Raw genomic sequence first — 22,483 nt, 5'->3', positions numbered from 1 at the left:
GGATTACAATCCACCCTACTTAGTATGACAATATCTAATCAATGGGATAAACGTTACTCATCAAGCACACACACAGGAGATGCCTGTTGGGTACTGGCTAATAACCTGCATCTGCTCCCCCCGTCAGGAAAAAGCCTTGACCTGGCCTGTGGGCTAGGAGCCAATGCTTTATTGTTAGCAGAGCAAGGTATGGATAGCTATGCCTGGGATACTTCTGCAGTCGCCCTGGAAAAACTGCGCGGCTTTGCCGCAGAGCAACAACACAGTATTCACACCGAACAGAGGGACGTTGAGCAGCAGCCTCCCGAGCCTAATAGCTTTGATATTATCGTGGTTAGCCAGTTTTTATACCGGCCCATTTTCCCGGCATTAATCGCCGCACTAAAACCCAACGGCTTATTGTTTTACCAAACCTTTCATCAACATAAAATAGATCCGCAGGGCCCCAGCAACCCTGATTACTTATTGGCAAGCAATGAGTTATTGCGATTACTGCAACCGCTAGAGCTACTGTTCTACCGCGAAGATGGTACAACGGGTAATACCACTCAGGGCCGAAGAAACTGTAGCTACTTTGTCGGCAAAAAGAACCATGTCGCTTTGGGTTGAACAGTCATAACCATTAACGCAGCGACTGCACTTATGGGGCGAGTTAATCAAGCTATTGCTACATCCTACCCATTGATCAGCCTGTCAAAAATGTTAAATTTTTTTGTCTAAAATGCCATGGATGCCCGCTCTGTATTTAGCTACTATGCTTAGCGTGGTTGTTCTGTTTTACAGAAGATCTCTCGATGGAAAGATTTATGGTTGATTAGGGATAGTTAACAGGGTTCTTGTTATTTCTCCACCTCGATCGCTATCAATAGATTTTTCTATATCGGATACTTTGGATTTAAATTACAGGCAGGGTGTTATGACAGCAGACAGTGAAAGTCAGGTTATAAAAGCAGAACTACAGGTCGTCCATCAGGAGGCAAATCCAGACTGGGTAGAGGGGCTAAACGGTAAACTAAAAATCTTTGAAGGGGACTTGCGCAACCATATTGGTATCAGCAGCTTTTATGATGAAGCTATGCGCAACCTGGTCTCGAATGTTGAACCACGCAACGCCGTTGAGGTCAAACAGGGCATGGTTCTGGTAGGGGATTGGCTAATCGATAAAAGCGATGACTTGATCCACTCCTTTGACAATGTCAATAACTGGCTACAAATGCAGGAACCGAGATAAACTTAGCCTCGCCCTTAAACGCATGAGTATATAACAATAAATCGGGATAAAACCTAAGCATGCTGCATATAGCCCTGCATTTTATAGTGCCAGCCATTGTGGTTGCGCTGTTCTTTAGAAAAAACTGGCGGCTGGCTTATCTTATCCTGATAGCCACTATGTTGGTGGACCTTGATCACCTGGTGGCTGATCCGATTTATGACCCGGGTCGCTGTAGTATTGGCTTTCACCCTTTGCACCGGCTGGGGTTTATTGGGGCCTATTGTTTGATGTGTTTTTTCCCCAAGACCAGATTGGCAGGGCTGGGCTTAACGATCCATATGGCCCTGGATTCCATGGATTGCCAGGTGACTGGTGGGGTTTGGATTAATGGTGGGTAATATAATAGAAAGTGACCTAACGCCAACAATAGGGACTACCAGACCAGAATAAGTGCTGCCAGGAAATTTATCCATACACCAATAACTCTTGGCTCCACTGGCGCTAACATTTTAAGCCAAGAGAATCTGATATAAAGACTGACTTCGAAGGCTTAAACCCGTTTTATGGAAATCCTTATGGAAAGAATAGTGCCGGGACGAGTCGAAGCCAGTTATGGTCTTAATCGCTTGATGGCTTTTTACCTACAACAAACACCACATCACTATCCTCAACCCCCACTCATAATCAATCTCAAAGCCAGCACTAACAAGACTAGCCACCAACTCAAATCGGGAAAAAACATTCAGGACTGGCAACACTCCCAGTAAACTCCCAACTGAAAACAACCCGGCCATCACCCTGAATGTCCAGGAGTCTCCCATGCAAGCGGTACTACTAACAAACGTCCCGCCAGGTTTTAACATGCTGTAAACCTCAGCAATCACCTCATCCTTATTAGGCAATAAGTGTAAAATGCTATGCCCCATCACCATATCAAAGGCATTGTCGGAGACACTCAGGTCATTAATATTGGCCTGTCTGAAGGTGACATTATCAATACGCATTGACTCAGCTTTGTCCTGAGCAATCTCCACCATCTTTAACGAGATATCAACTGCTTCAATACTTTTAACATAGGGAGCATGGGCGAGAGCTGTTGAACCGGTGCCGCAGGCAAATTCAAACACAACGCTATTGGGGTTTAGATATTGGCGAGTCAGCGCCAGTTTAGTCTGGTAGGCAGTTTCGTTAGCGATAGGCTGCCTGGAATAGCGGGGTGCCATTCTATCCCAGAATTTTGCGGTTTTTTCCATAAAGAGCTCCTTGTTCTTGCCATAGAGAATAACCAGCCCACTACATCATTCCTATAACCCAAACGAACTACTTCGGTTATCCCAATACTTTCTCAGGCCACTATAAAACACTGGCTGGCAAAAAGAATTAGCAGCTTTGACAAACTTATTTAACACTTTTGACCCTTGCCGTGAGCTCAGGCTGATAAAACGCTGGCCACCGACTCATTACATGCTATGCTCAGGCAAATTTTCCCCGCCATGATTGTATCAGGAGCCCCCATGAGCTTGCCTTCACTACTGAGCGTTTCCCCCCTTTATGTTGCGCTGCTGGGTTTGATGTTTATTGCATTTACCCTGCGAGTCGGTTTTTACCGTGTCAATAGCAAGATATTACTGGGGGACGGTGATGACCCGGAAATGCTTCGTCGTATCCGCGGTCAGGGCAATTTTATTGAGACAGTACCCATGGCACTGTTTATTTTAATTGTAATGGAGGTATTAGGGGCATCGGATACCTGGCTGCATAGTTTAGGGGCAACGCTGGTTATCGGCCGCCTGCTTCACTATGTGGGCTTGACCAAGCTTGGCCCCGAGATACTTAGAGCTATTGGTATGATGGCAACCGTACTCACTATTGCGGTGGGCTCAATCTGGATTTTGCTCGACGTACTATAGGCCGTTGTCACTGGCGGCCCCCTCAACATCGCAAATATCAAAGGCGGTATCAACGACTGAGGTTGGAACACTGCCCTTGTACTGGTTGCAAAAGGCTTTATCTTTTCTGTACTGCATACAATGCGGGTAAGTATAAACCTCATAGCCCTTGATAAAGCTAACCACGCAGGTCTTTTTACGGCCTTGCAATTGTTGCAAGGTGGTTTTTATCAGGGTTTTTTCGGTTGGGGTATAGCGCTCTTTAGCTTCCACAAACACCCCTGCGCAACTTATTAGTATGATGCTTAACCGGATTATTGCTGGCATAGCAGCCTCTTAGCTTGTTTTAATAATTAGCCATCAGTAACGGGGTTATTCAACCGGTAAAGAGGCGCTACGCCAAGCACTCATATCACCCTCTAAGTGACGCACCTCTCCAAAGCCCTGTTGTTCCAGATAATGTTCTACCTTTTTAGCCCGGCCACCTTTTTCACAATAAACCACCACCTCATCCGCAGCCTTTAAGCCAAGCGCTTGCAGGGCATTTTTATAATTATCATAGGGCACATGAATAGCGCCGGGCACATGGCCTTGCTGAAACTCTTCCGCGGTGCGCACATCGATAATAGTGGGAGTGGATTGGTCCGCCATACGGGTTACCAGTTCCTGCTGACTAATCGTCGCTGCCTTTTCTGCATGGGTGCAGGCGGCAAGCAATAGTAACGATAAAGCCAGTAGATAAGTCAGCAGTGTATTCATCGTTATTTCCTCGCCTCTTTAATCAAATCATAAGCCGCCTGAATTTCCTGGGCTTTTTCGGTGGCAACTTTCATCATATCTTCTGGCACCCCCTGGGCAATCAGTTTATCAGGGTGGTGCTGACTCATCAGTTTTCGGTATACTTTTTTAATCTCTTTATCGCTGGCACTGCTGCTAACACCCAGCGCTTTGTAGGCATTGTCTAAATCATTGGCTGATGTTTGCTGGCGGCCCTGTTGTTGATAGCCGCCACCGTGGAAATTTTGCTGAGCGGTTAACATCGCCAACAGTTGTTCAAACTGGCGGCTGCCTATACCCAGATAACCAGCGGTTTTTGCCAGTATCTCTTTTTCCGCCTGGTGCATTTCACCATCAGCCATAGCAATGCTAAATAAGAATTCCAGCAATAAAATTGGCAGGTTATGTCGTCGGCCACCTTCGTTAATAAAGGTAGAAATTATCGGCTCTAATTGAAAATTACTGTGGGAGCCCTGTTTAAATAAATTAATCGCTTCTTTACGGTGCTCAGGGGTTAAGCCCAGACGCTCCATTAATACTTCGGCTTGTTGAATTTCCTGTTCGCTAATGCGGCCATCGGCTTTGGCCAAATGCCCCATAATGGTAAAAGTGGTTTCAAAAAACAGGCGCTGTAATTTGGCTCGGTCAGCGCCGTAGTCAAAACCCATCGCCTGGCCAATACCTTTATCAAAAAAGTGGCCGGCAAACAGGCCAATAATAGCGCCAAAAATGCCGCCGGAAAAAAAGCCGATTAGGCCACCAATTAATTTTCCAAAAATCACTATAAGGTCTCCAACTGCTTACTGCATTGTTGCACGAATAAATGTAACCATACCGGCAACCGCTTGACGGGCCTCAGGCACATACTGGGTCAGGATGGGGAAAGCATGTGCCTGCTTATGCCAATACTTTGATTCCACCTTAACGCCTTTGGCGCTGGCCGCCGCGACAATACGTTCGGCATCGTTTAATAAAATTTCGGTAGTACCGGCATAAACCAATAGCGGGGGGAAGCCACTAAAATCAGCAAATACTGGTGAGATTTTTGGCTCAGCCAGATTGTGACCCTTGCCGTACACTTTGGCAGCCGCAGCTAAAAAGTTAACCGGCAAAAGCGGGTCACGGTGTTTATTGCTATCAATACTATTGCCCATATGGGTTAAATCCGCCCAGGGGGATAAACAGATTGCCAACGCGGGTAGGGGTATATTCTGATCTCTGGCATCCAGTATTACCGCTAAGAGTAAGTTGGCTCCGGCAGAATCACCGGCAAAGGCTATTTGCCCGGCATCGTAACCATTGGCTAATAACCACTGGTAGACGGCAATACCATCGTCAACCGGGGCGGGGAAGCTGTGCTCCGGTGTCAGCCGGTAGTCCACTAACAACACCTTCATGCCTGACTGCTCCGATAATTGCGCCGCTAAATGGCGGTGAGTTACCGGCGGTGAGCCCACCATAAAGGCACCGCCATGAAAATACAGAATAATCTGCTCGCTAGCCCTGGCAGGCTCCGCAATCACCCATTCACAGTCAACGCCATTAAGCGCTTCAAGTCGATGTTCTGTGCTGGCCGGTAGCTCAACCTTGGCCACCAATTTATTGAGCTTGGTTTGTGCCTGCTCATAGCTACTCTTTCTTAGCGTGCGCTTTTGCAGCCTGAAGATCAGATTAAATACCGTTGATTGCCAACTCATAACACACCCTTGTTATTTATTTTGGTAATACTTTCTTTCGCCGCCAGGCTGCTTTTTAAAACGCTTGTATTCCCATTGATATTGCTCGGGAGCCAGTGCCACACACTGTTCAACGCTTTGATTGAGCACCGTCAGTGCCAGCAGCTCATCGGCGGCGGCCACATCCTCCGATACCTCGGCAAATACCAGACGGAATTTACCGCTATGTTCAACTCTTAGGGCTGAGGCGGTCATCACGGTGGCGCCGGTCCGTTTCGCTAATTTTTTAATCAGGGTTGTGGTTAATGCGGGCACTCCAAAAAAGGGAGCAAAACCGCCGCCTTCCAAGGGCGGCACCTGATCAGGCAAAACCCCGATCATTTCGCCCTTTTTCAGGGCCTGTAACAGGGCCTTAACGCCACTGGTATCGGTGGGCACCAGATTGGCGCCATTGCGGCTGCGGGCTTTAAGAATTAACTGCTGTATGGCTTCATTGTCGGGGGGCTGGTACATACTGCTGATTTGAGCCTGTTCCGCCAGATACAGACCAACTACTTCCCATGAGCCAATATGGGGGGCAAGAATAATCAAGCCTTTATCCGCCGCCAAAGCCTGCCGAAACTCCGCCAAACCCTCCACCTCGACTACCGTAGCCATTACATCGGCCACCGGGCGCTGCCAGACGGGTGCCAGCTCTAAAGCTGTCATGGCCAGATGTTGCAGGCTGCTCTGCGCCAGCTTAACGCGCTCGGCCGGGGGCATATCCGGGTAGCAGATCGCCAGATTCTCCTCCGTCACCTGGCGGGCTCGGCCACCCGAAAGCCATAAAAAACGGCCCACCAGCGCGCCAAAACACCGCAATAAGCGAATAGGTAGCAGCGACAGTAATTGGAACAAAGCGATAAGCGCAAAGGTGGTGATTGTTGTCATTGTGGGCAAACCGAACTAAGGGATTGAAATCATACCGGTTTCCCGGCCCTTCAGGAACGCTAATTACCGAATTTTCACACCCTCTGGCAATAGAACCTTAGGCCCAACTGCCTGTATAATGTCCGGCTTTGCCATCACTGACGGTGGCAACACCAACACTATAAATATAGAAAGAGCCAAATTGTGACCACACAAGCCGCAACACCACCAGATACCAAGACCTTTCAGGGCTTGATCCTCGCTTTACAGCAATATTGGGCAGCCCAGGGCTGTGTGATTTTGCAGCCATTGGATATGGAAGTAGGGGCGGGCACCTTTCACCCCGGCACCTTCCTGCGCGCCATTGGCCCTGAAACCTGGAATGCCGCTTATGTGCAGCCCTGTCGCCGCCCCACCGATGGCCGCTATGGTGAAAACCCCAACCGTTTGCAGCACTACTACCAGTATCAGGTCGTGATGAAGCCCAACCCCGCCAATATTCAGGAGCTGTATCTGGATTCATTGCGCGCTTTGGGTATAGACCCTTTAACCCACGATATCCGTTTTGTTGAAGATAACTGGGAGTCTCCCACTCTGGGCGCCTGGGGCCTGGGCTGGGAAGTTTGGCTCAATGGTATGGAAGTCACTCAGTTTACCTACTTCCAGCAAGTGGGTGGCCTTGAGTGCTACCCCGTTACCGGTGAAATTACTTACGGTCTTGAGCGTATCGCCATGTACTTACAGGGCGTTGATAGTATTTATGATTTAGTGTGGACCGAAGGCCCTGAAGGTATCGTGACTTATGGCGATGTGTTCCACCAAAACGAAGTAGAGATGTCGACCTTTAACTTTGAAGAAGCCGATGTTGAGCAACTGTTTAAACACTTTGACCACTGCGAAGCGGAAAGCCAGCGCCTGATCGAAAAAGGCCTGCCCTTACCCGCTTATGAAATGGTTATGAAAGCCTCGCACTCGTTTAATTTATTAGATGCCCGCCACGCTATCTCTGTTACGGAACGTCAACGCTTTATTTTACGCGTTCGTACTTTGGCTCGCGGAGTGGCTCAAGCTTATTTTGATGCCCGTAAGAATCTGGGTTTCCCCCTTGCGCCGGAGCATTTGCGCAACGAAGTATTAGCTGCAATAGGGGAGGAAGCATAATGTCTGATTTTTTAGTTGAGATTGGTACCGAAGAATTACCGCCGACTGCCTTGTTAAAACTATCTACCAGTTTTACTGAGCAAGTAAAAAACGGGGTTAGCGCTGAAGAACTAAACTTTGCCACTATAGAAAGCTACGCTACTCCTCGCCGTTTGGCTGTAGTCATTTCAGGCATCGATACCCAAACCCCGGAAAAAGATATTGTTGCCTGGGGCCCGCCAAAGAAAATTGCTTTTGATGATGAAGGCAAACCAACTAAAGCGGCCGAAGCCTTTGCCAAAAAGAATGGCATTAGCATTGATGATGTGCAGCTTGAAAACGATGGCAAGGCTGACAAATTAGTTTACCGCTCGACTAAAGCAGGTAAAGCCGCTACTGAGCTGTTACCGGCGATTGTACAAAACGCGCTGGATAAGCTGCCTATCCCCAAACGTATGCGTTGGGGAGCCAGCCGCACAGAATTTGTTCGCCCTGCGCAGTGGATTGTTATGATGCTGGATGAGCAAGTGATTGAGTGTGAAATTCTGGGTTTTAAATCGGGCAATATCACCCGCGGCCATCGCTTCCATTGTGACACGACTCTGGAAGTTGCCAACCCCGCCGCTTATGCCTCACTGCTTGAAACCAGTGGCCATATTATTCCCAGCTTTGAAAAACGCCGCGATATGATCCGCACGCAGGTAACAGCCGAAGGTGAAAAGGTCGGTGGTGTGGCCGTTATTGGTGATGACTTACTGGACGAAGTAACAGGTTTGGTTGAATGGCCTGTGGCTTTAACCGGTAGCTTTGAAGAACGCTTTTTGGAAGTCCCTGCTGAAGCCCTGATCTCTTCGATGAAGGAGCACCAGAAATACTTTCATGTAGAAAATAAAGACGGCGACTTACTGCCTCACTTTATTACTGTGTCCAATATTGTGAGTAACGACCCGGCACAAGTGATCAGTGGCAATGAGCGAGTGATTCGCCCACGCTTAAGTGATGCGGTGTTTTTCTATGAGACCGATAAAAAGGTCAAACTGGAAACCCGCCTGGAAAAGCTTAAAAATGTGGTATTTCAAGCCAAGCTAGGCACCATCTACGATAAAACCCAACGGGTGATGTCACTGGCCGCCGCGATTGCCAATACTATTGGTAGCAATGCCGACTATGCCAGCCGCGCTGCCGAGTTAAGCAAAGCCGACCTGGTTTCCGATATGGTATTGGAGTTCGATAAGATGCAGGGTATTGCCGGTTGCTATTATGCGCTGGCTGATGGTGAGCCAGAAGAAGTGGCCAATGCCATCAAAGATCAGTACCTGCCCAAATTCGCCGGTGATACATTGCCAGAGAGCTTAACGGGCTCTGCTGTCGCACTGGCGGACCGTCTTGATACCATCGTTGGTATTTTTGGTATAGGGCAGCCGCCCACCGGCTCAAAAGATCCCTTTGCCCTACGCCGTGCGACGGTTGGTGTACTAAGAATTATTGTTGAAAAACAATTAGATGTTGATCTGCGTGACTTATTACAACAGGCCCAGCAGCAACATGGCGACTTACCAGCGGGTGAGGGTTTGGTAGATACCGTCTTGGCTTATATGATCGAACGCTTCCGTGCCTGGTACGAAGAAGAACATATTTCTGCTGAGGTTTTCCTTGCTGTATCGGCTAAAGGTTTATCGCAGCCGCTAGATATTAACCAGCGAGTACAAGCTGTACACAGCTTTAGCCAATTGGCCGAAGCTCAGGCTCTGGCCGCGGCGAATAAGCGAGTCTCCAATATACTCGCCAAGCTGGATAACGAATCGCTTATTGGTGCTGTTGATCATAGCCTGTTAGCCGATGCCGCTGAGAAAACATTGGCCGAGTTGGTACAGAGCAAAGCCGCCGTGGTTGAGCCCTTATTCCAGCAGCGCCAATATAAAGAAGCCTTAGCCAATCTGGCGGACCTTCGCGAACCTGTCGATGCCTTCTTTGAAGATGTGATGGTAATGGTTGACGACGAAGCCCTGAAAAATAACCGTCTGGCGCTGTTAAAACAGCTAAGAGGTTTATTTTTAGAAGTGGCAGATATTTCATTACTGGTACCGGCGAAATAGATACGACTGTGAAGCTAATTATTCTCGACAGGGATGGAGTGATTAACGAAGATTCTGATGCCTTCGTTAAAAACGCTGATGAGTGGATACCTATTGAAGGCAGCATTGCTGCGATTGCCCGTTTATCTAAAGCGGGCTTTACTGTCGTTGTCACTACCAATCAATCGGGTTTAGGCCGAGGTTTGTTTCAAGAGTCCGACCTTGAAGCTATGCATAAAAAAATGCATACCATGGTGAAGGCCGCAGGTGGCGAGATTGCTGCGGTGGTGTATTGCCCACACCACCCTGATGATGGCTGTGATTGCCGCAAGCCTAAAGCCGGTCTTATTACTCAAATTGAACAACAGTTCAACACTTCTGCCAAAGGCGCTATCACTATTGGTGACTCACTGCGTGATTTGGAAGCTGGGCTTGAAAAAGGCTGTATTCCACTTTTGGTAAAAACTGGCAAAGGTCAAAAAACTCTGCAAAAGATTATCGCCGAGCAAAAACCCGACTTTCATAATCTGGCGGTCTATAACAATCTGGCCGCCGCCGCTAACGCTATTATTCAATCATGATAATACTACTCGCGTTGCGCGCGCTATTATTTTATCTGGGTTTTGCCTTAACCATTATCTGGTTTAGCACCACGGGTATTTTATTATTTAGTTTTCTCCCTTATTCCATTCGCAGCAGCTATGTATTGTGCTGGAACCGCTTTGTAATTTTTTGGCTGCGGTGTACCTGTGGTTTAAAAGTAGAAGTGATCGGCGCGGAAAATTTACCGGCCACACCCTATGTGGCTTTAGCCAAGCACCAAAGCTCCTGGGAAACCTATTTTTTACAGCAATTTCTGGCACCGGTGTCTATTGTGCTTAAACGGGAATTATTAAACCTGCCATTTTTTGGCTGGGGCTTGCGCCTAACTGATCCTATTGCGATTGATCGGGGTAGTCCCAAGCAAGCGCTAAAACAAACGCTTGAAAAAGGTAAAGCCCGGGTAGCTGATAATATTTCAGTGCTAATCTTTCCTGAAGGAACACGTAATAAAGCCGGTGCAGAAGTAAAATATGCCAGAGGTGGTGCCAATATTGCCGTTGCCTCTGGCGTTCCAGCGGTGCCTATTGCGCATAATGGCGGTGAGTTTTGGCCTTCTGGTGGCTTTTTAAAATACCCCGGTACCATTACCGTAAAAATCGGCAAGCCGATTTCATCGGTGGATAATGATAGCCGGGAGATTACTGAACAAGCCAGGCAGTGGATTGAGGCTGAGGTTGAAAAAATGGATAAGCGAGCCTAGCCTGCTTTACAATGCGCATTGCTATGCGCATAATGGTCTCTATCTTACTCTTGAGGCGATTCACATGGACCCTTTATATGATTATAAGGCCCCCAAAAAAGCCACAAACCTCAGTTTAAACAGTGACTTACTAAAAAAGTCAAAAGCTCTAAATATCAACCTCTCGGCAACTCTGGAACAGGCATTACAAGAGAAACTAGCCCAAACCAAATCACAGCAATGGGCCAGCGAGAATAAAAATGCGATAAAAGCGTATAATGACTTTGTAGAAGAACATGGATGCTTCGGAGATGAATACAGGACGTTCTAATGGCTCAGTTTGATGTTTATACCAACCCCAGCTCTAAAACTCGCAATGCATATCCTTATATAATTGATATTCAAAGCCCACTCATAGCTAATATATCTACGCGTATTGTTATCCCCCTCGGCAGGCTAAAAGACTTCAGGCAAGAAAACATGCGGGGGCCTACCCCTGAAATTAGCTACCTTGAGGAGCCTTATCTATTACTTACTCCACAGATAGCCTCTATGCCGACCAAGCTGTTAAAACAACCGATAGGGTCTCTCAGCCACTTTAGAGAAGAAATTATTTCAGCCATCGATTTTGCTATAACGGGAATCTGATTTCCCAACGTTCTGGGGCTCAGCAGATGGATAAACGAAACTAGAAAGCGTAGGGTGGATTACAATCCACCAAAACCATACCCAGAGCAATTAAAAGCCGGTGGACTACAATCCACCCTACGGGCTTTCAAAATACGTTTTCAACTTTGCCATACCCTCATTAATATCCGCCACTTCAATCCCGGAATACGCAAAGCGAATATAGTCATTCTTTTCACCTGCCAACGGCCTGCCAAAATGCTTACGAGTACAAAACGATACGCTGGTTTGATGTAAGGCTTCAGTCATTAACTGGTTAACATCCGTTAAACCTTTACGCTGCATAATAGCGGTAACATTGGGGAAAACATAAAAAGTGCTATCGGGGGTAGCGACGTTAATACCGTCAATCGCATTTAAGCCCGCGATACAAGCATCACGACGATCACGCAAGACATTCAAAATATGATCTGGCCCGGAAGTAGAGCCTTCAATCGCTTCAACCATTCCGCGCTGAATAAAATGCGGGGTACAGGACTCAGCATTGGTATTAAGCTTATTAATAATTTCAATCGCCGCCACCGGGCCAATCGCAGCACCCAAACGCCAGCCGGTCATGGCAAAGCGCTTGGAGCAGGTATATAGAATAATGGTGCGCTCCTGCATGCCCGGTAAGTTGGCAATGGACATAGGCTCGCCACTGTATTGCACTTCGTAATAGGCATCATCAGCCAAGACCCAAAGATCATGCTTAATCGCTAACTCTGCCAACGCCTCCATTTCTGCACGGGAGGACTGGGCACCATTAGGGTTTTGATAATTGTTATAAATCAGTGCCTTGGTTTTAGGCGTAATCGATGCCTTAAGCGCATCCATATCCAACTCAAAACCGGTATCCGTTTCAATATACCCATAGGCGACCGCAGTACCACCTTGATACTCTATCTGTGATTCATAAATCGGATAACCAGGGTTGGGGTAGAGCACCTCATCACCGGCATCCATTACCGTGGCAATAAATTTGCCGATCACCGGCTTGCCGCCGGGCTGAATGGAAACATTCTCCGTGCTATAACTCAGGCCACGCTTGCTACCCACATCTCTGGCAATCGCATCACGCAGCTCGGCCACACCGCCACCGGGGCAATAACCGGTATAGCCATCACCGATGGCCTTAATCGTTGCCTCAACAATATTTTCCGGCGTGGCGATATTGATATCGCCCAAATGAAAAGGGTAAACCTTATTCCCTTTAGCTGCCCAGTCGGCAGCCGCAGCGGAGACAGCAAAAGCGGTTTCGGTACCCAGTTTGGAGAGTTGTTTGGCCAGTTGCATAAAAAGCTCGTTATCGTTATTAACCATCAATAAACCGGATTGTAACAAGGCTAAATACGCGGTGATAGGGCGTTTAAATAACTTTAATCTGGGTGATAACTCGCGATGCTCCACAGAGAAGAGCCCTGTAAAACTCACCCCCTCAGAATAATCTTTATTCTGACACTGGCAGATTTTTTCCCTACTGAGGTGGGGGTTTTAGTGATGAAAGTGTCTTAGTAAAGATAAGTCTATTTGATAATAAGTAGCGGGCCAGGGAAAAGCGGCATGGGCCAACGAAACAACAAGTTTTAAGCCTGAATATACAGCTAGCAAGGTCAGGCTATATGGAGAATCGATGAATACTGAAGAAAGAATTAAAGCGATTGGCAAAGAAATCACAAGAGTCGCCCTTATTGATGCACTAGGGTCAATACTGGTTGGCCTCGGTTTATACGCAAAATTTGTAGCTAATGGTAATGCTTTTCATCCACTATTAAATGACGGGACTGTAGTCAATATAATGCTCGGAACTGGCGCTGTCATTATAGTTTGGGGGGGCTATAAATTATTTACCCTTAGCAGGGGAAAATTGAGTTTGAAAAATGAGTGCAACTTATAACCGGGCTGAATCAAAGGGCCCTGCCCCCTTTAATTTGGTATAACAAATTTTCGCTGAACAAAGAGTTATTTGTATCTATGACCGATCTCGATATTGCATATAAATTGAATTCCGAAATAGTTACATTTTGGCAGTTCTATGTGGCGGGCATGTCTGGTGTCGTAGGTTGGGTCTTTGCGAGAGATTCATCATGGCCGCTACCTAAGCGAGTAGGGGTAGTGGTTGCTGTAGTTATATTTATGATATTTAACATTTCAGGCCTATATCGAACTACGTCTGCGCTTCATGATATTATAGTAGTCATGTTTGCCGACTGTTATGAAGCCCCCAAGGATGTTTCTACATTAAGCATATTCCATGCAGTACGTAACCGGTTGGACTCAGGTGATTGGTATATGCATATCGGCCCACACCTACTGGTTGATGCAATCATCATATACTTCGTACTATTTGTGGCTCGGCATGAGCCAATAGATAACAACTTCAGTAAGAAGGGCGCGGTCAACCGCGTCGGTTCTTGAGGCGTTTCATATCACGGGAAATCAATGAGCAAATTCGCCAAAAATATAGCCCCGTATATAACTGAAGAGCTAGCAAAATCAGAAGAGACTTTGCGTTTAGGTGATCCAGCTAAGGCTTTTATGCACCTCGAAAATGCCCATATATTAGGTCAGGAATCTACCTATTGGCATGTAAAAGTACATTATCTAATGTTGCTATGGGGGTTAAAGCAGGGTAATTCTAAAGAGGTTTTTGGCCAGGTAATTCGGATAATTGGGGCAGCGTTGCTAACTTCAATTAAAGGTGTTCCCGTTGGTAATACGGGTGGTAGTAATGTCAGTCCGATTACCCCAATGCCTATCAAACCAGAGCAAGCTGAAATCATAGCCAAGGCAAAAGAAAATGCATAATAAAACGAACCAAAGAGCTCTGACCCCATTAACTTCAATAGCTACACGTTACAGGCGTAGAAGCTAATAATTATGGCAGCAAACATAGTCATTATTGGCGGAATTCCAGGAACAGGGAAAACGACTCTGGCAACGTTGTTATCCAAAAAAATCAGAGCAGCCTATTTCAACAAAGATAACATTGAGGCCGCCGTTCTACGGTCTGGTATCTCTAATCGAGATAACCTCAATGGCGTAGGCTACAAAATTATGTCAGAGCTGGCTCTGAGTGAAATACACCACGGCAGGTCTGTTATTTTAGATTGTATAGCCTCCTCTGAAAGAGTCTTAAGGTTCTGGCCTAACCTTGTCAATCAGCGTATAAAATATATTGAATGTATCTGCTCTGATGACACGCTACACAGAATGAGAATTGATACCAGAGTTAGAGAGATTGAAGGGTGGTATGAGCTGAAGTGGAATGATATTCAAAATATTAAAAAGGCGTACCAACCCTTTTCGGAAAGCCGCCTAATTCTTGATTCTGTCGATAGCGTGGAAGATAATTTGACAAAGGCATTAGCCTATATCCGTGAATAGTCACCAGTATATTTGGGTTCCACTGAAAAAACGGATATGGTGTTTTTATATGCGCCACACCAGGGTCAAACTAAGCACTAAGCTGCCTATCAATAACATCTTAGGTTTAAAGGAGCTGCAAAATGCCCATAAACATCGTCTGGGAAGAGAACCATACCCTCTATGTAAAATATAGCGGCACTATCAATGGGTCTGAAGCTCGCCAATCACAAGAGACTTTTGGTAGCGATGAACGCTTTGACGGTTTAAAGGCCATCCTCCTTGATGGCTCGGAAATTGTTGAAAACCTGTACACAGAAAAAGATGTAGAAATCATCTCTGCCATTGCTATTGCGCAGGCCAAGTCTAATCCAGCGATCAAAAATGCCGTTGTTGTGGACGCTACCGACAATGGCGTAGCCCTATCGGCTTTTTATAAATTTCTTGCTGATGAAACAGCCTGGGATATTGAGCTATTTAGTAACGAAGAAGAGGCCAGACAATGGCTGAGTAAACATTAAACCGCTGAAATTAAACAGTGAAGCCTCATTAACAGCACAATTAAAATATGCCACTATAGACCCTTCGTTACATTAACCGATATTCACCAAGCAGCATCAGATAAATTAGATAAGGGCAGCACCATGTCAAAAAGCTTTGAACTTCAGGGACAGATACACTCCATTGGCCAAACCACCGAATACGGCCAGAATGGCTTCACCAAACGGGAATTTGTGGTCAAACTCACCGGCGAGGGCGAGAACGAACGCTACCCCAACTATATTGCGATGGAGCTGATTAAGGACAAATGCGCGTTGATGGATAGTTATAATATTGGCGATGAAATCACCGCCCACTTTAACTTCTCTGGCCGCCTCTGGTCTGGCAATGGCGGCCCGGAAAAATGCTTTACCAGCCTACAGGCCTGGCGCATTGAAGGGGCCAATGCCGATGCGGGCGCAGGCGTTTTTGACCAGACACCACCCCCAGCGACGTTTGACCAGACGGCACCCATCGATAATTTTGATGACGATATTCCGTTTTAATTCAATCACTTCAATCATTGTACAGGCTGCTCGGTAAATGGCTTCAAGCTTATTCAAACTCAGCTGGCTGATCGCCATCGCCCTAATACTGCTCAGTCTGTTTGCCTTTCTCTCTTATAGTAAAAGTGGGGAAGTACGCAACACACTATCTGGTCAGATAAAAAAATGTGAGGTGCTCCGTGGCAGTAGTACTGAGCCGCTCTCCCATGCCACCATCGAAGACCAAACCGGCAACTATATTATTGCCAGTGTGGCTGACTGCAAAGCCGGTGCAGACGTGACTATCTTTATCCAGCGCGGCGCGCTCTATTTTAATACCGTCTTTGCTGCTGAACGTTTATAAACCTTAAAACCAATAATAAAATTGGGTCAACCTTAATGAAAAAAATACTGTTAGCGGTACTGTGGGTAGTTGGCTGGGTACATGTGTTCTTTTTCTCGCCGGAAGATAACAGCCCCATGATGGACTTTATTGTCGCGGTGATGGATAACAATACCGAGTTAGTCGACCCTATGGTCTTTATGGTGTTTAACCTGCTCGGGGTTTGGCCGCTAATTATGGTTGCTATGTTGGTGCAGGATAATCAGGGTAAGCTAAAAGCCTGGCCATTTGCCTTTAGCTCTATGGTATTAGGCAATTCAGCACTGTATCTCTATCTGTTTGCCCGGCGCGATCAGGCTGGTCATATCGCTAAAAAAACACCTCTGGTGCGCTTTGCGGAATCTAAAATCCTTGCCCTGTTATTGCTGGCTTCAACCCTTGCCCTGTGGGTTTATGGGCTGTCGGAGGGTAGTTTTGCTGCTTATAGCGCAACCTGGCAGGTCAATTTTTTTGTTAATGTGATGACAATAGATTTTTTCCTGTTCGCCTTCGCCTTTGCAGCCATTTTGGCTGACGATATGCGCCGACGCCAAATGCCTGTCAACGGCCTGTTTTGGCTGTATGTAATGGTCCCGGTATTGGGTGCCACCTGTTATCTCATGGTCCGCAAGCCCCTGCCTGATAACCCATCGTGATTAGATTTTATTCGGCGATAACTTTACACTAACCGTTTTAATCAAGGTGCATCATTATGGAATGGGCGATCTATCTCTCCGGCGAAATCCACACTGACTGGAGACAGCAAATTATTCAGGGCTGTGAGGCCAATAATCTCGCCGTTAACTTTAGTTCCGCGGTAACTGACCACGAAGCCAGCGATGCCGCAGGGGATGTGCTGGGCCCTGAAGACAACCATTTTTGGCGCGACCATAAATCCGCCAAGGTTAATGCCATCAGAACGAAAAATTTAATTGAGCAATGTGATATAGCGATTATTCGCTTCGGTGATAAATACAAGCAGTGGAATGCCGCCTTTGATGCCGGTTATTGCGCCGCCCTGGGTACGCCCTATATCACACTGCATAATGACGATATTATCCACCCCCTTAAAGAAGTCGATGCCGCAGCCTTGGCCTGGGCAACAAGCCCGGAACAAGTGGTAGAGCTATTAACTTATATTATAAATAAAAGCTGATTAAGCAAGCAGCAACCGCGATACCACCCTGTAATAGTGAAAGAGCCAAGGGTTTAATGGTCGGGGGATAATGGGGCGTAGTATCGATACCCTGATTGCCCATTACCCAATTAACGCCCATTAGCTGAGGCTCTCCACCCAATACGCTAACACTTCAGCACAATCCTGGTCGATTTTTACGGTGGCTAAATCATCCGCCCGGGTTTTACCGCGGTTGATAATCAGTATCGGTTTATTCGACTGACTGGCCAGCTTGCAAAAACGAAAGCCGGAAAAGACCACCAGTGAAGAACCCACCACAACCAATGCCTCTGCATCCTCCAGCGCTTGCATCGCCGCCTGCTGGCGTGGCTTGGGAATGACACCGCCAAAGAAAACCACATCAGGCATCAGCACGCCACCACAGGCCAGACAGGCGGGGGTTGAATATCCTTAATCAGTTGGTCGCTGACATCCGCATCACCATCGGGCCTTAAGGTGGCCTCAATATCCGCCAGTAGGGGGTTGGTTTCTATTAACCGTATTTGTAACTTATTGCGGGGCTCGGTTTGCTGGCAGTCCAGACAGACCACCTGATCAATACGACCATGCAGGTCTATTACCCGCTGATGGCCGGCCTGTTGGTGCAGGCGGTCAACATTTTGGGTCACCACCTGTGAGATAGCGCCGGCCTGTTCCAATGCCGCCAGGGCATGATGGGCATTATTGGGTTTGGCCCTACCCATATAAGGCCAACCCACAGCGCTGCGTGACCAATACCGTTGGCGCTGAAAAGGGTCAGTAATAAAGGCTTGATGCTGGATAGGTTCGCGGCTTTGCCAATGACCTTTATCATCCCGGTAAGTGGGTATACCCGATCCGGCGCTAATACCTGCCCCGGTAACCGCCATAAGCTTAGGATATTGATCGGTAAAATCAGTAAGGGCCTGCTGCCATTGATGGGACACTATAAGTTCCTAAGGTGTTTTAATTGATACGCGGTGCAGCCTTGGGCAGACCACAGGCCAATTACTGATCTATACTACAGACTTTGCAATGGATTAAGGAGTAAGGCATGCGCACAGCAAACTCGGGGGTCACTCTCTCCGCTATCGTTATACTCTGCCTGGCCCTTTTTGCTCAGGCGACTTATGCCACAACCACCGTACTGATCACCGGCGCCAATCGCGGAATCGGTTTAGAGTTTGCCAAGCAATATGCCGAACGTGGCTATACTGTTATTGCTACCGCCCGCAAGCCAGAAAAAGCGACGGCACTCAAGGATTTACAATCTAAACACGGCGCCCAGAATATTTTTATTGAACAGCTGGATGTAACTGACTTTGCCGCCATCGATGCCCTGGCGGAAAAATATAAAGACCAGGCCATTGATATCCTGATTAACAATGCCGGCATTACCGGCAACCCACCAGAGACACAGGTGTTTGGAGAAATCGATTATGCCGTCTTTAATAAGGTAATGCAGGTTAATGCCTTAGCACCGCTTAAAATGACGGAAGCGTTTATTAACCAGGTGGAATCCAGTGAGCAGAAAAAAATTATCACCGTGTCCAGCTCCATGGGATCGATTGAAAAAACCTTTGGCTCCGGCTATTTTTATCGCGCCAGTAAAACAGCGTCTAATATGATGATGTATTCCTTGGCAAAGGACTATTCACTAAAGTTTAAAAAGCGCGGAATTATTATTGGCATGGTCAATCCGGGCCCCACCGATACCGATATGATGAAGGCCATGAAAGAACGGGGCGCAAAATTACGCAGTACCGAACTGGCCACCCGCCAGATGATTAGCAATATTGATGGGCTAACGATCAAAACCAGCGGCTCATTTTTACAGTATGACGGCACCATTTTGCCCTGGTAAATGATGCAGCCTGGGTATACTCCCCAGCTAAAGACAATAATAAATACAATAAGAAATCGATTATGACCTCAACGACTCATACTGATGCTCCGGTAGCAGCGCCCAAAAAGCTCTGGTTAGGCCTCCCCCCCAGCGAGCCTGACCCCTATAACGGCCCCTGGCAAAAAGAAGAAAAATGGACCTTATGGATTTTAGCAATCTGGTGTATAGCCGCTGCTCTGGGTACGGCCATCGGCATAGTAAGTTCCAACCCCGCAACCCAAGCCCTGCTAGCATTGCCCGAGCAAGAAGTATGGATGCGGGTATTGAGGCAAATACCACTGACATTTTTTGTTTATATGTTGTTTGGTCTAGCGGTAGAGAAATGGGGCGTTAATGTCGCCTTTACTCGAAAGTTTGGCCATATTTTGTTTGTGTTTTTCCTGCCCTTATTTGTTGTGCCCGACTCGATACCCGAAGGGGAGCTTTATCGCGCCTGGTATATTTCTGTGGTGTGGAATGCGCTTTTTGCACTGATTATCCCCTACACTTTATTAGTGCAGCCTATTAGACGACGCTTCAAACCGTTCTATTATACGGTGCGCGCTTTTGACCGTCCGGAAGACAGACCCTATACATTGCTGTGGTTTATGTTACAAATGTTAGCCATTGGTGCTTTGCAAGTGCCTATGACGCAGTACTTTGTTGCGGAAGGTCTTTGGTCGCTGTATTTAATTTCTGCTTTTGCCAATGGCTTGGGTGATGGACTGGCAGAACCGCTTGGGAAAATTTACGGCAAGAAAAAGTATCAAGTGGTAGCACTCTTTACCAAACGTAAGTTCACTCGCTCCTATGTAGGTAGTGCAACGGTCTTTATTGCGACAGCGATGGGCGTATTGATTAACTATAACGTATTGACAGGTACACAGTTTTTAATTTTATTGGTGGTGATGCCGCCATTAATGACAATTATTGAAGCCAAATCACCGCACACTTTTGACAATGTCTTTATGTTTGCTGCCTGTTGGGCGGTGTGTGCAGTGGTGATTAATATCTAAAGACTCCTCAATAACACCGTCTTTGCCGCGATGGCCTGGGGCGGCCCGGGAAAGAGTATTGTAACGTCGGCGTTTAAGCCACTAAAACGTTTCAACACCCCACCAACGCCCGAACATAGTAGGGTGGATTACAATCCACCAAGCCCGGCCATAAACAGTAGATACAATCCACCCGCCAATCCACCCGCCGTAAGCTATTTCCCGGACGGCCCTAGCTTGCACGGGAACGACAGCTGTTATCGTTAAGGGGAGGGCATACGGTACTTGTGATGTATCGCTTCTATCTCCTCCAGAACCTCTTCACTTAGTGTTATATCAACACTGGCGATATTTCTTTTCAGCTGCTCCATCGTGGTCGCACCAATAATATTACTGGTCATAAACTCGCGATCATTCACAAATGACAGCGCCATTTGGTCAGCTTCCAGACCGTGCTTATTGGCCAGCTCAACATAAGCTTCCGTGGCGGCTTCTGCATATTGATTGCCATAACGGGTAAAGCGCTGAAATAACTCCATGCGTGAACCCACCGGTTTTTTACCGCCGATATATTTTCCACTCAATACACCGAAGGCTAAGGGTGAATAGGCCAATAGGCTGACCTTTTCACGCATGGTCATTTCAGCCAGGCCGATATCAAAGGTTCGGCAAAGAAAGTTATAAGGATTTTGAATACTGGCCACCCGTGGCAGGTTTTTTTCTTTGGCCAAACGTAAATATTCCATCATCCCCCAAGGGGTTTCGTTAGAGATACCAATATGACGCACCTTACCCTGGTCAACCAATTCACCCAGGGCAGACAGGGTTTCTTCAATACTGACACCATCGTCACCGCCATGCTTATAACCCAGCTCACCAAAGAAATTGGTTTTACGCTCGGGCCAATGTATCTGGTATAGATCAACATAGTCGGTTTGCAGACGTTTTAGGGAGCCATCAATGGCCTGATGAATTTGCTCGCGGCTTAGACGGGGGCCGCCGCGGATATGGGAGGTACCGGGGTTGGCATCGCCACGGCCGGTTACCTTGGTGGCCAATATGACCTGGTCACGCTTGCCGGTTTTCGCTAGCCAGCGACCAATATAATCTTCTGAAAGGCCCTGTGTTTCAGCTTTGGGGGCCACGGGGTATAGCTCGGCAACATCAATAAAGTTAACACCCTGATCAATGGCATAATCCAGCTGCTCTGCAGCTTGTTCGGGCGTATTTTGCTCACCCCAGGTCATACTACCCAAACAAATAACACTAACATCTATATCGGTATTTCCAAGTTTCCGAAATCTCATTTCGACCTCTTTATTAAAATAATGACTCTAATCGCCTCTTACGCGACAGGCCACTATATGGATTTAATCTGTGGATGACAAATGCTCTGCGTTGGCTAGCGCACGGTCATCATTAAAAAGCCTGAAAAGGCCGCATTGGAAGGAGACAGGTTTTTATCGACGTTTTTCTTCGCCTCGTTAATCATCTTGCGGTATTTTTTATAAAAGTCCCAGGTGGGGGCGGGTTTATACACCGGGTCCTCAATCTCAAAATGCTTCAGAATACCTTTGGCAGTGGTAGGTTTTACAAATACATCTTTGGTGGGTTTATAGTAGGAGGGGATAATGGTTACCAAGCTCCATTTGGCGAGTTTTTGGGTTCTTAAGATCTCCACAAAGGCTTCAAAGCCCAGTTGCTGTTTGCCGTGCAACATTTGGCTCAGCGCATTCACCATAAACGCTTTTTCATTTTCATCCATGGATCTAACAAAGTCCCTAAACTTTGGTTTTTCAAACATGGAGACCATAGAAGAACGACTAACCACCTTAATCATATTCTCTGCCGTGACATGCACATTGGAACAGGCTTGCTTGCTAAAGAACTGCTTTGTTTGTTCCGTCAATTTACCCACGTTATGCTTCTTGCCAATTTTGACCATCTCCGGGTCAGCAAAACCTTGTGGGTATTGCATAAGAAAGTCGCCTTCCAGGGCTTTCAGTTTTTTGGCATCCAACATAAGGGGCTCCCTAACGAATTGTAA

The 22,483-nt window shown here is 47.0% G+C and carries 32 protein-coding genes; 21 read left to right on the top strand and 11 right to left on the bottom strand.

Features of this window, described 5'->3' with window-relative positions; translation table 11 throughout:
* Positions 1-24: 24 nt before the first annotated feature.
* The 3 genes from BST96_RS07865 (at position 25) to BST96_RS07855 (ending at position 1,611) form a co-directional block, all read left to right on the top strand.
* Positions 25-609, top strand: coding sequence for a class I SAM-dependent methyltransferase (locus tag BST96_RS07865; protein WP_085758174.1), 585 nt, complete (start codon positions 25-27; stop codon positions 607-609).
* A 307-nt stretch (positions 610-916) separates the two neighbouring features.
* Positions 917-1,231: a hypothetical protein gene (locus BST96_RS07860; RefSeq protein ID WP_085758173.1), complete on the top strand. Its 315-nt coding sequence runs from the start codon at positions 917-919 to the stop codon at positions 1,229-1,231.
* Between the two features lie 59 nt (positions 1,232-1,290).
* Entirely contained in the window at positions 1,291-1,611 is a 321-nt protein-coding gene (locus tag BST96_RS07855; RefSeq protein WP_085758172.1) for a DUF6122 family protein, read from the top strand.
* Positions 1,612-1,854: 243 nt separating this feature from the next.
* Here the strand turns inward: BST96_RS07855 and BST96_RS07850 are convergent, their stop codons facing one another.
* Positions 1,855-2,466 (bottom strand): class I SAM-dependent methyltransferase, encoded by a 612-nt coding sequence (locus tag BST96_RS07850; RefSeq protein WP_157117897.1) that lies wholly within the window; start codon positions 2,464-2,466, stop codon positions 1,855-1,857.
* Positions 2,467-2,727: 261 nt separating this feature from the next.
* On the opposite strand from BST96_RS07850, the gene BST96_RS07845 reads away from it, so the two are divergent.
* Positions 2,728-3,123 carry an MAPEG family protein gene (locus BST96_RS07845; RefSeq protein WP_085758171.1) on the top strand — a complete coding sequence of 132 codons (396 nt, stop codon included), beginning with the start codon at positions 2,728-2,730 and terminating at the stop codon, positions 3,121-3,123.
* On the opposite strand, the gene BST96_RS07840 is transcribed toward BST96_RS07845, so the two are convergent.
* From BST96_RS07840 to BST96_RS07820, 5 genes are all read right to left on the bottom strand, one after another.
* Positions 3,118-3,375 (bottom strand): hypothetical protein, encoded by a 258-nt coding sequence (locus BST96_RS07840; protein WP_085758170.1) that lies wholly within the window; start codon positions 3,373-3,375, stop codon positions 3,118-3,120. The two genes, BST96_RS07845 and BST96_RS07840, sit on opposite strands and share 6 nt — an antisense overlap.
* Positions 3,376-3,474: 99 nt before the next feature.
* Positions 3,475-3,861, bottom strand: a complete 387-nt coding sequence (locus tag BST96_RS07835) for a rhodanese-like domain-containing protein (RefSeq protein ID WP_085758169.1) — start codon at positions 3,859-3,861, stop codon at positions 3,475-3,477.
* 2 nt (positions 3,862-3,863) lie between these two features.
* Complete coding sequence (djlA, locus tag BST96_RS07830; protein WP_085758168.1) at positions 3,864-4,661, bottom strand: co-chaperone DjlA; 798 nt, start codon at positions 4,659-4,661, stop codon at positions 3,864-3,866.
* Positions 4,662-4,679: 18 nt separating this feature from the next.
* Positions 4,680-5,576 (bottom strand): alpha/beta hydrolase, encoded by an 897-nt coding sequence (locus BST96_RS07825; RefSeq protein WP_085758167.1) that lies wholly within the window; start codon positions 5,574-5,576, stop codon positions 4,680-4,682.
* A 12-nt stretch (positions 5,577-5,588) separates the two neighbouring features.
* Positions 5,589-6,485, bottom strand: coding sequence for a lysophospholipid acyltransferase family protein (locus tag BST96_RS07820; RefSeq protein ID WP_085758166.1), 897 nt, complete (start codon positions 6,483-6,485; stop codon positions 5,589-5,591).
* 183 nt (positions 6,486-6,668) lie between these two features.
* Between BST96_RS07820 and glyQ the strand changes: the two genes are divergently transcribed.
* From glyQ to BST96_RS07790, 6 genes are all read left to right on the top strand, one after another.
* Positions 6,669-7,625, top strand: a complete 957-nt coding sequence (gene glyQ / locus BST96_RS07815; protein WP_085758165.1) for a glycine--tRNA ligase subunit alpha — start codon at positions 6,669-6,671, stop codon at positions 7,623-7,625.
* A complete protein-coding gene (gene glyS / locus BST96_RS07810) occupies positions 7,625-9,700 on the top strand; it encodes a glycine--tRNA ligase subunit beta (protein ID WP_206045424.1) in 2,076 nt (691 codons plus the stop codon). The genes glyQ and glyS overlap by 1 nt, the downstream gene beginning before the upstream one ends.
* 8 nt (positions 9,701-9,708) lie before the next feature.
* A complete protein-coding gene (gmhB, locus tag BST96_RS07805; RefSeq protein ID WP_085758163.1) occupies positions 9,709-10,260 on the top strand; it encodes a D-glycero-beta-D-manno-heptose 1,7-bisphosphate 7-phosphatase in 552 nt (183 codons plus the stop codon).
* Entirely contained in the window at positions 10,257-10,982 is a 726-nt protein-coding gene (locus BST96_RS07800; RefSeq protein ID WP_240554916.1) for a lysophospholipid acyltransferase family protein, read from the top strand. The genes gmhB and BST96_RS07800 overlap by 4 nt, the downstream gene beginning before the upstream one ends.
* Positions 10,983-11,046: 64 nt before the next feature.
* Complete coding sequence (locus tag BST96_RS07795; RefSeq protein ID WP_085758161.1) at positions 11,047-11,292, top strand: type II toxin-antitoxin system CcdA family antitoxin; 246 nt, start codon at positions 11,047-11,049, stop codon at positions 11,290-11,292.
* Positions 11,292-11,609, top strand: a complete 318-nt coding sequence (locus BST96_RS07790; protein WP_085758160.1) for a CcdB family protein — start codon at positions 11,292-11,294, stop codon at positions 11,607-11,609. Before BST96_RS07795 ends, BST96_RS07790 begins: the two co-directional genes overlap by 1 nt.
* A 117-nt stretch (positions 11,610-11,726) precedes the next feature.
* Here BST96_RS07790 and BST96_RS07785 read toward each other — a convergent pair whose 3' ends face one another.
* Positions 11,727-13,037, bottom strand: a complete 1,311-nt coding sequence (locus BST96_RS07785) for a pyridoxal phosphate-dependent aminotransferase (protein ID WP_206045423.1) — start codon at positions 13,035-13,037, stop codon at positions 11,727-11,729.
* A 223-nt stretch (positions 13,038-13,260) separates the two neighbouring features.
* Here BST96_RS07785 and BST96_RS07780 point away from each other — a divergent pair, with 223 nt between their 5' ends.
* The 9 genes from BST96_RS07780 (at position 13,261) to BST96_RS07740 (ending at position 17,556) form a co-directional block, all read left to right on the top strand.
* Positions 13,261-13,524 carry a hypothetical protein gene (locus BST96_RS07780; RefSeq protein ID WP_085758159.1) on the top strand — a complete coding sequence of 88 codons (264 nt, stop codon included), beginning with the start codon at positions 13,261-13,263 and terminating at the stop codon, positions 13,522-13,524.
* Positions 13,525-13,601: 77 nt separating this feature from the next.
* Positions 13,602-14,045, top strand: a complete 444-nt coding sequence (locus BST96_RS07775; protein ID WP_157117896.1) for a hypothetical protein — start codon at positions 13,602-13,604, stop codon at positions 14,043-14,045.
* 24 nt (positions 14,046-14,069) lie between these two features.
* Positions 14,070-14,435, top strand: a complete 366-nt coding sequence (locus BST96_RS07770) for a DUF3703 domain-containing protein (protein ID WP_085758157.1) — start codon at positions 14,070-14,072, stop codon at positions 14,433-14,435.
* A gap of 72 nt (positions 14,436-14,507) precedes the next feature.
* Positions 14,508-15,014 (top strand): P-loop nucleotide/nucleoside kinase family protein, encoded by a 507-nt coding sequence (locus BST96_RS07765; RefSeq protein ID WP_085758156.1) that lies wholly within the window; start codon positions 14,508-14,510, stop codon positions 15,012-15,014.
* A gap of 122 nt (positions 15,015-15,136) precedes the next feature.
* Entirely contained in the window at positions 15,137-15,514 is a 378-nt protein-coding gene (locus BST96_RS07760) for a hypothetical protein (protein WP_085758155.1), read from the top strand.
* Between the two features lie 123 nt (positions 15,515-15,637).
* Positions 15,638-16,039: a DUF3127 domain-containing protein gene (locus BST96_RS07755; RefSeq protein ID WP_085758154.1), complete on the top strand. Its 402-nt coding sequence runs from the start codon at positions 15,638-15,640 to the stop codon at positions 16,037-16,039.
* Positions 16,040-16,076: 37 nt separating this feature from the next.
* Positions 16,077-16,382, top strand: coding sequence for a hypothetical protein (locus BST96_RS07750; RefSeq protein WP_085758153.1), 306 nt, complete (start codon positions 16,077-16,079; stop codon positions 16,380-16,382).
* 35 nt (positions 16,383-16,417) lie between these two features.
* The gene (locus BST96_RS07745) at positions 16,418-17,056 is read left to right on the top strand and encodes a hypothetical protein (RefSeq protein ID WP_085758152.1); all 639 of its coding nucleotides are present in this window, start codon (positions 16,418-16,420) and stop codon (positions 17,054-17,056) included.
* Between the two features lie 56 nt (positions 17,057-17,112).
* Positions 17,113-17,556 (top strand): YtoQ family protein, encoded by a 444-nt coding sequence (locus BST96_RS07740; RefSeq protein WP_085758151.1) that lies wholly within the window; start codon positions 17,113-17,115, stop codon positions 17,554-17,556.
* 120 nt (positions 17,557-17,676) lie between these two features.
* Here BST96_RS07740 and BST96_RS21270 read toward each other — a convergent pair whose 3' ends face one another.
* Both BST96_RS21270 and BST96_RS21265 read right to left on the bottom strand, forming a co-directional pair.
* Positions 17,677-17,946 (bottom strand): Sir2 family NAD-dependent protein deacetylase, encoded by a 270-nt coding sequence (locus BST96_RS21270; protein ID WP_276206929.1) that lies wholly within the window; start codon positions 17,944-17,946, stop codon positions 17,677-17,679.
* Positions 17,946-18,503, bottom strand: a complete 558-nt coding sequence (locus tag BST96_RS21265; RefSeq protein ID WP_276206928.1) for a Sir2 family NAD-dependent protein deacetylase — start codon at positions 18,501-18,503, stop codon at positions 17,946-17,948. Before BST96_RS21265 ends, BST96_RS21270 begins: the two co-directional genes overlap by 1 nt.
* Positions 18,504-18,610: 107 nt before the next feature.
* Here BST96_RS21265 and BST96_RS07730 point away from each other — a divergent pair, with 107 nt between their 5' ends.
* Positions 18,611-19,420 carry an SDR family oxidoreductase gene (locus tag BST96_RS07730; RefSeq protein ID WP_085758150.1) on the top strand — a complete coding sequence of 270 codons (810 nt, stop codon included), beginning with the start codon at positions 18,611-18,613 and terminating at the stop codon, positions 19,418-19,420.
* 62 nt (positions 19,421-19,482) lie between these two features.
* On the top strand, positions 19,483-20,457 hold the full coding sequence (locus BST96_RS07725) for a hypothetical protein (protein WP_085758149.1): 975 nt from the start codon (positions 19,483-19,485) through the stop codon (positions 20,455-20,457).
* Positions 20,458-20,699: 242 nt separating this feature from the next.
* On the opposite strand, the gene BST96_RS07720 is transcribed toward BST96_RS07725, so the two are convergent.
* Together BST96_RS07720 and BST96_RS07715 are read right to left on the bottom strand one after the other, a co-directional pair.
* Positions 20,700-21,743: an NADP(H)-dependent aldo-keto reductase gene (locus BST96_RS07720; protein WP_085758148.1), complete on the bottom strand. Its 1,044-nt coding sequence runs from the start codon at positions 21,741-21,743 to the stop codon at positions 20,700-20,702.
* 95 nt (positions 21,744-21,838) lie between these two features.
* The gene (locus tag BST96_RS07715) at positions 21,839-22,459 is read right to left on the bottom strand and encodes a hypothetical protein (protein WP_085758147.1); all 621 of its coding nucleotides are present in this window, start codon (positions 22,457-22,459) and stop codon (positions 21,839-21,841) included.
* Positions 22,460-22,483: the final 24 nt, after the last annotated feature.

This window comes from Oceanicoccus sagamiensis (genome assembly GCF_002117105.1).
GTDB lineage: Bacteria > Pseudomonadota > Gammaproteobacteria > Pseudomonadales > Dasaniaceae > Oceanicoccus > Oceanicoccus sagamiensis.
This window is presented reverse-complemented; position numbering and strand designations above follow the sequence as displayed.

Excerpts from the sequence above, each read along its gene's own strand:
- BST96_RS07865 (WP_085758174.1), top strand. The coding sequence starts at position 25 with ATGACAATATCTAATCAATGGGATAAACGTTACTCATCAAGCACACAC.
- BST96_RS07860 (WP_085758173.1), top strand. The coding sequence starts at position 917 with ATGACAGCAGACAGTGAAAGTCAGGTTATAAAAGCAGAACTACAGGTC.
- BST96_RS07855 (WP_085758172.1), top strand. The coding sequence starts at position 1,291 with ATGCTGCATATAGCCCTGCATTTTATAGTGCCAGCCATTGTGGTTGCG.
- BST96_RS07850 (WP_157117897.1), bottom strand. The coding sequence starts at position 2,466 with ATGGAAAAAACCGCAAAATTCTGGGATAGAATGGCACCCCGCTATTCC.
- BST96_RS07845 (WP_085758171.1), top strand. The coding sequence starts at position 2,728 with ATGAGCTTGCCTTCACTACTGAGCGTTTCCCCCCTTTATGTTGCGCTG.
- BST96_RS07835 (WP_085758169.1), bottom strand. The coding sequence starts at position 3,861 with ATGAATACACTGCTGACTTATCTACTGGCTTTATCGTTACTATTGCTT.
- BST96_RS07825 (WP_085758167.1), bottom strand. The coding sequence starts at position 5,576 with ATGAGTTGGCAATCAACGGTATTTAATCTGATCTTCAGGCTGCAAAAG.
- BST96_RS07820 (WP_085758166.1), bottom strand. The coding sequence starts at position 6,485 with ATGACAACAATCACCACCTTTGCGCTTATCGCTTTGTTCCAATTACTG.
- glyS (WP_206045424.1), top strand. The coding sequence starts at position 7,625 with ATGTCTGATTTTTTAGTTGAGATTGGTACCGAAGAATTACCGCCGACT.
- BST96_RS07800 (WP_240554916.1), top strand. The coding sequence starts at position 10,257 with ATGATAATACTACTCGCGTTGCGCGCGCTATTATTTTATCTGGGTTTT.
- BST96_RS07795 (WP_085758161.1), top strand. The coding sequence starts at position 11,047 with ATGGACCCTTTATATGATTATAAGGCCCCCAAAAAAGCCACAAACCTC.
- BST96_RS07790 (WP_085758160.1), top strand. The coding sequence starts at position 11,292 with ATGGCTCAGTTTGATGTTTATACCAACCCCAGCTCTAAAACTCGCAAT.
- BST96_RS07780 (WP_085758159.1), top strand. The coding sequence starts at position 13,261 with ATGAATACTGAAGAAAGAATTAAAGCGATTGGCAAAGAAATCACAAGA.
- BST96_RS07775 (WP_157117896.1), top strand. The coding sequence starts at position 13,602 with ATGACCGATCTCGATATTGCATATAAATTGAATTCCGAAATAGTTACA.
- BST96_RS07770 (WP_085758157.1), top strand. The coding sequence starts at position 14,070 with ATGAGCAAATTCGCCAAAAATATAGCCCCGTATATAACTGAAGAGCTA.
- BST96_RS07765 (WP_085758156.1), top strand. The coding sequence starts at position 14,508 with ATGGCAGCAAACATAGTCATTATTGGCGGAATTCCAGGAACAGGGAAA.
- BST96_RS07760 (WP_085758155.1), top strand. The coding sequence starts at position 15,137 with ATGCCCATAAACATCGTCTGGGAAGAGAACCATACCCTCTATGTAAAA.
- BST96_RS07755 (WP_085758154.1), top strand. The coding sequence starts at position 15,638 with ATGTCAAAAAGCTTTGAACTTCAGGGACAGATACACTCCATTGGCCAA.
- BST96_RS07750 (WP_085758153.1), top strand. The coding sequence starts at position 16,077 with ATGGCTTCAAGCTTATTCAAACTCAGCTGGCTGATCGCCATCGCCCTA.
- BST96_RS07745 (WP_085758152.1), top strand. The coding sequence starts at position 16,418 with ATGAAAAAAATACTGTTAGCGGTACTGTGGGTAGTTGGCTGGGTACAT.
- BST96_RS07740 (WP_085758151.1), top strand. The coding sequence starts at position 17,113 with ATGGAATGGGCGATCTATCTCTCCGGCGAAATCCACACTGACTGGAGA.
- BST96_RS21270 (WP_276206929.1), bottom strand. The coding sequence starts at position 17,946 with ATGCCTGATGTGGTTTTCTTTGGCGGTGTCATTCCCAAGCCACGCCAG.
- BST96_RS07730 (WP_085758150.1), top strand. The coding sequence starts at position 18,611 with ATGCGCACAGCAAACTCGGGGGTCACTCTCTCCGCTATCGTTATACTC.
- BST96_RS07725 (WP_085758149.1), top strand. The coding sequence starts at position 19,483 with ATGACCTCAACGACTCATACTGATGCTCCGGTAGCAGCGCCCAAAAAG.
- BST96_RS07720 (WP_085758148.1), bottom strand. The coding sequence starts at position 21,743 with ATGAGATTTCGGAAACTTGGAAATACCGATATAGATGTTAGTGTTATT.
- BST96_RS07715 (WP_085758147.1), bottom strand. The coding sequence starts at position 22,459 with ATGTTGGATGCCAAAAAACTGAAAGCCCTGGAAGGCGACTTTCTTATG.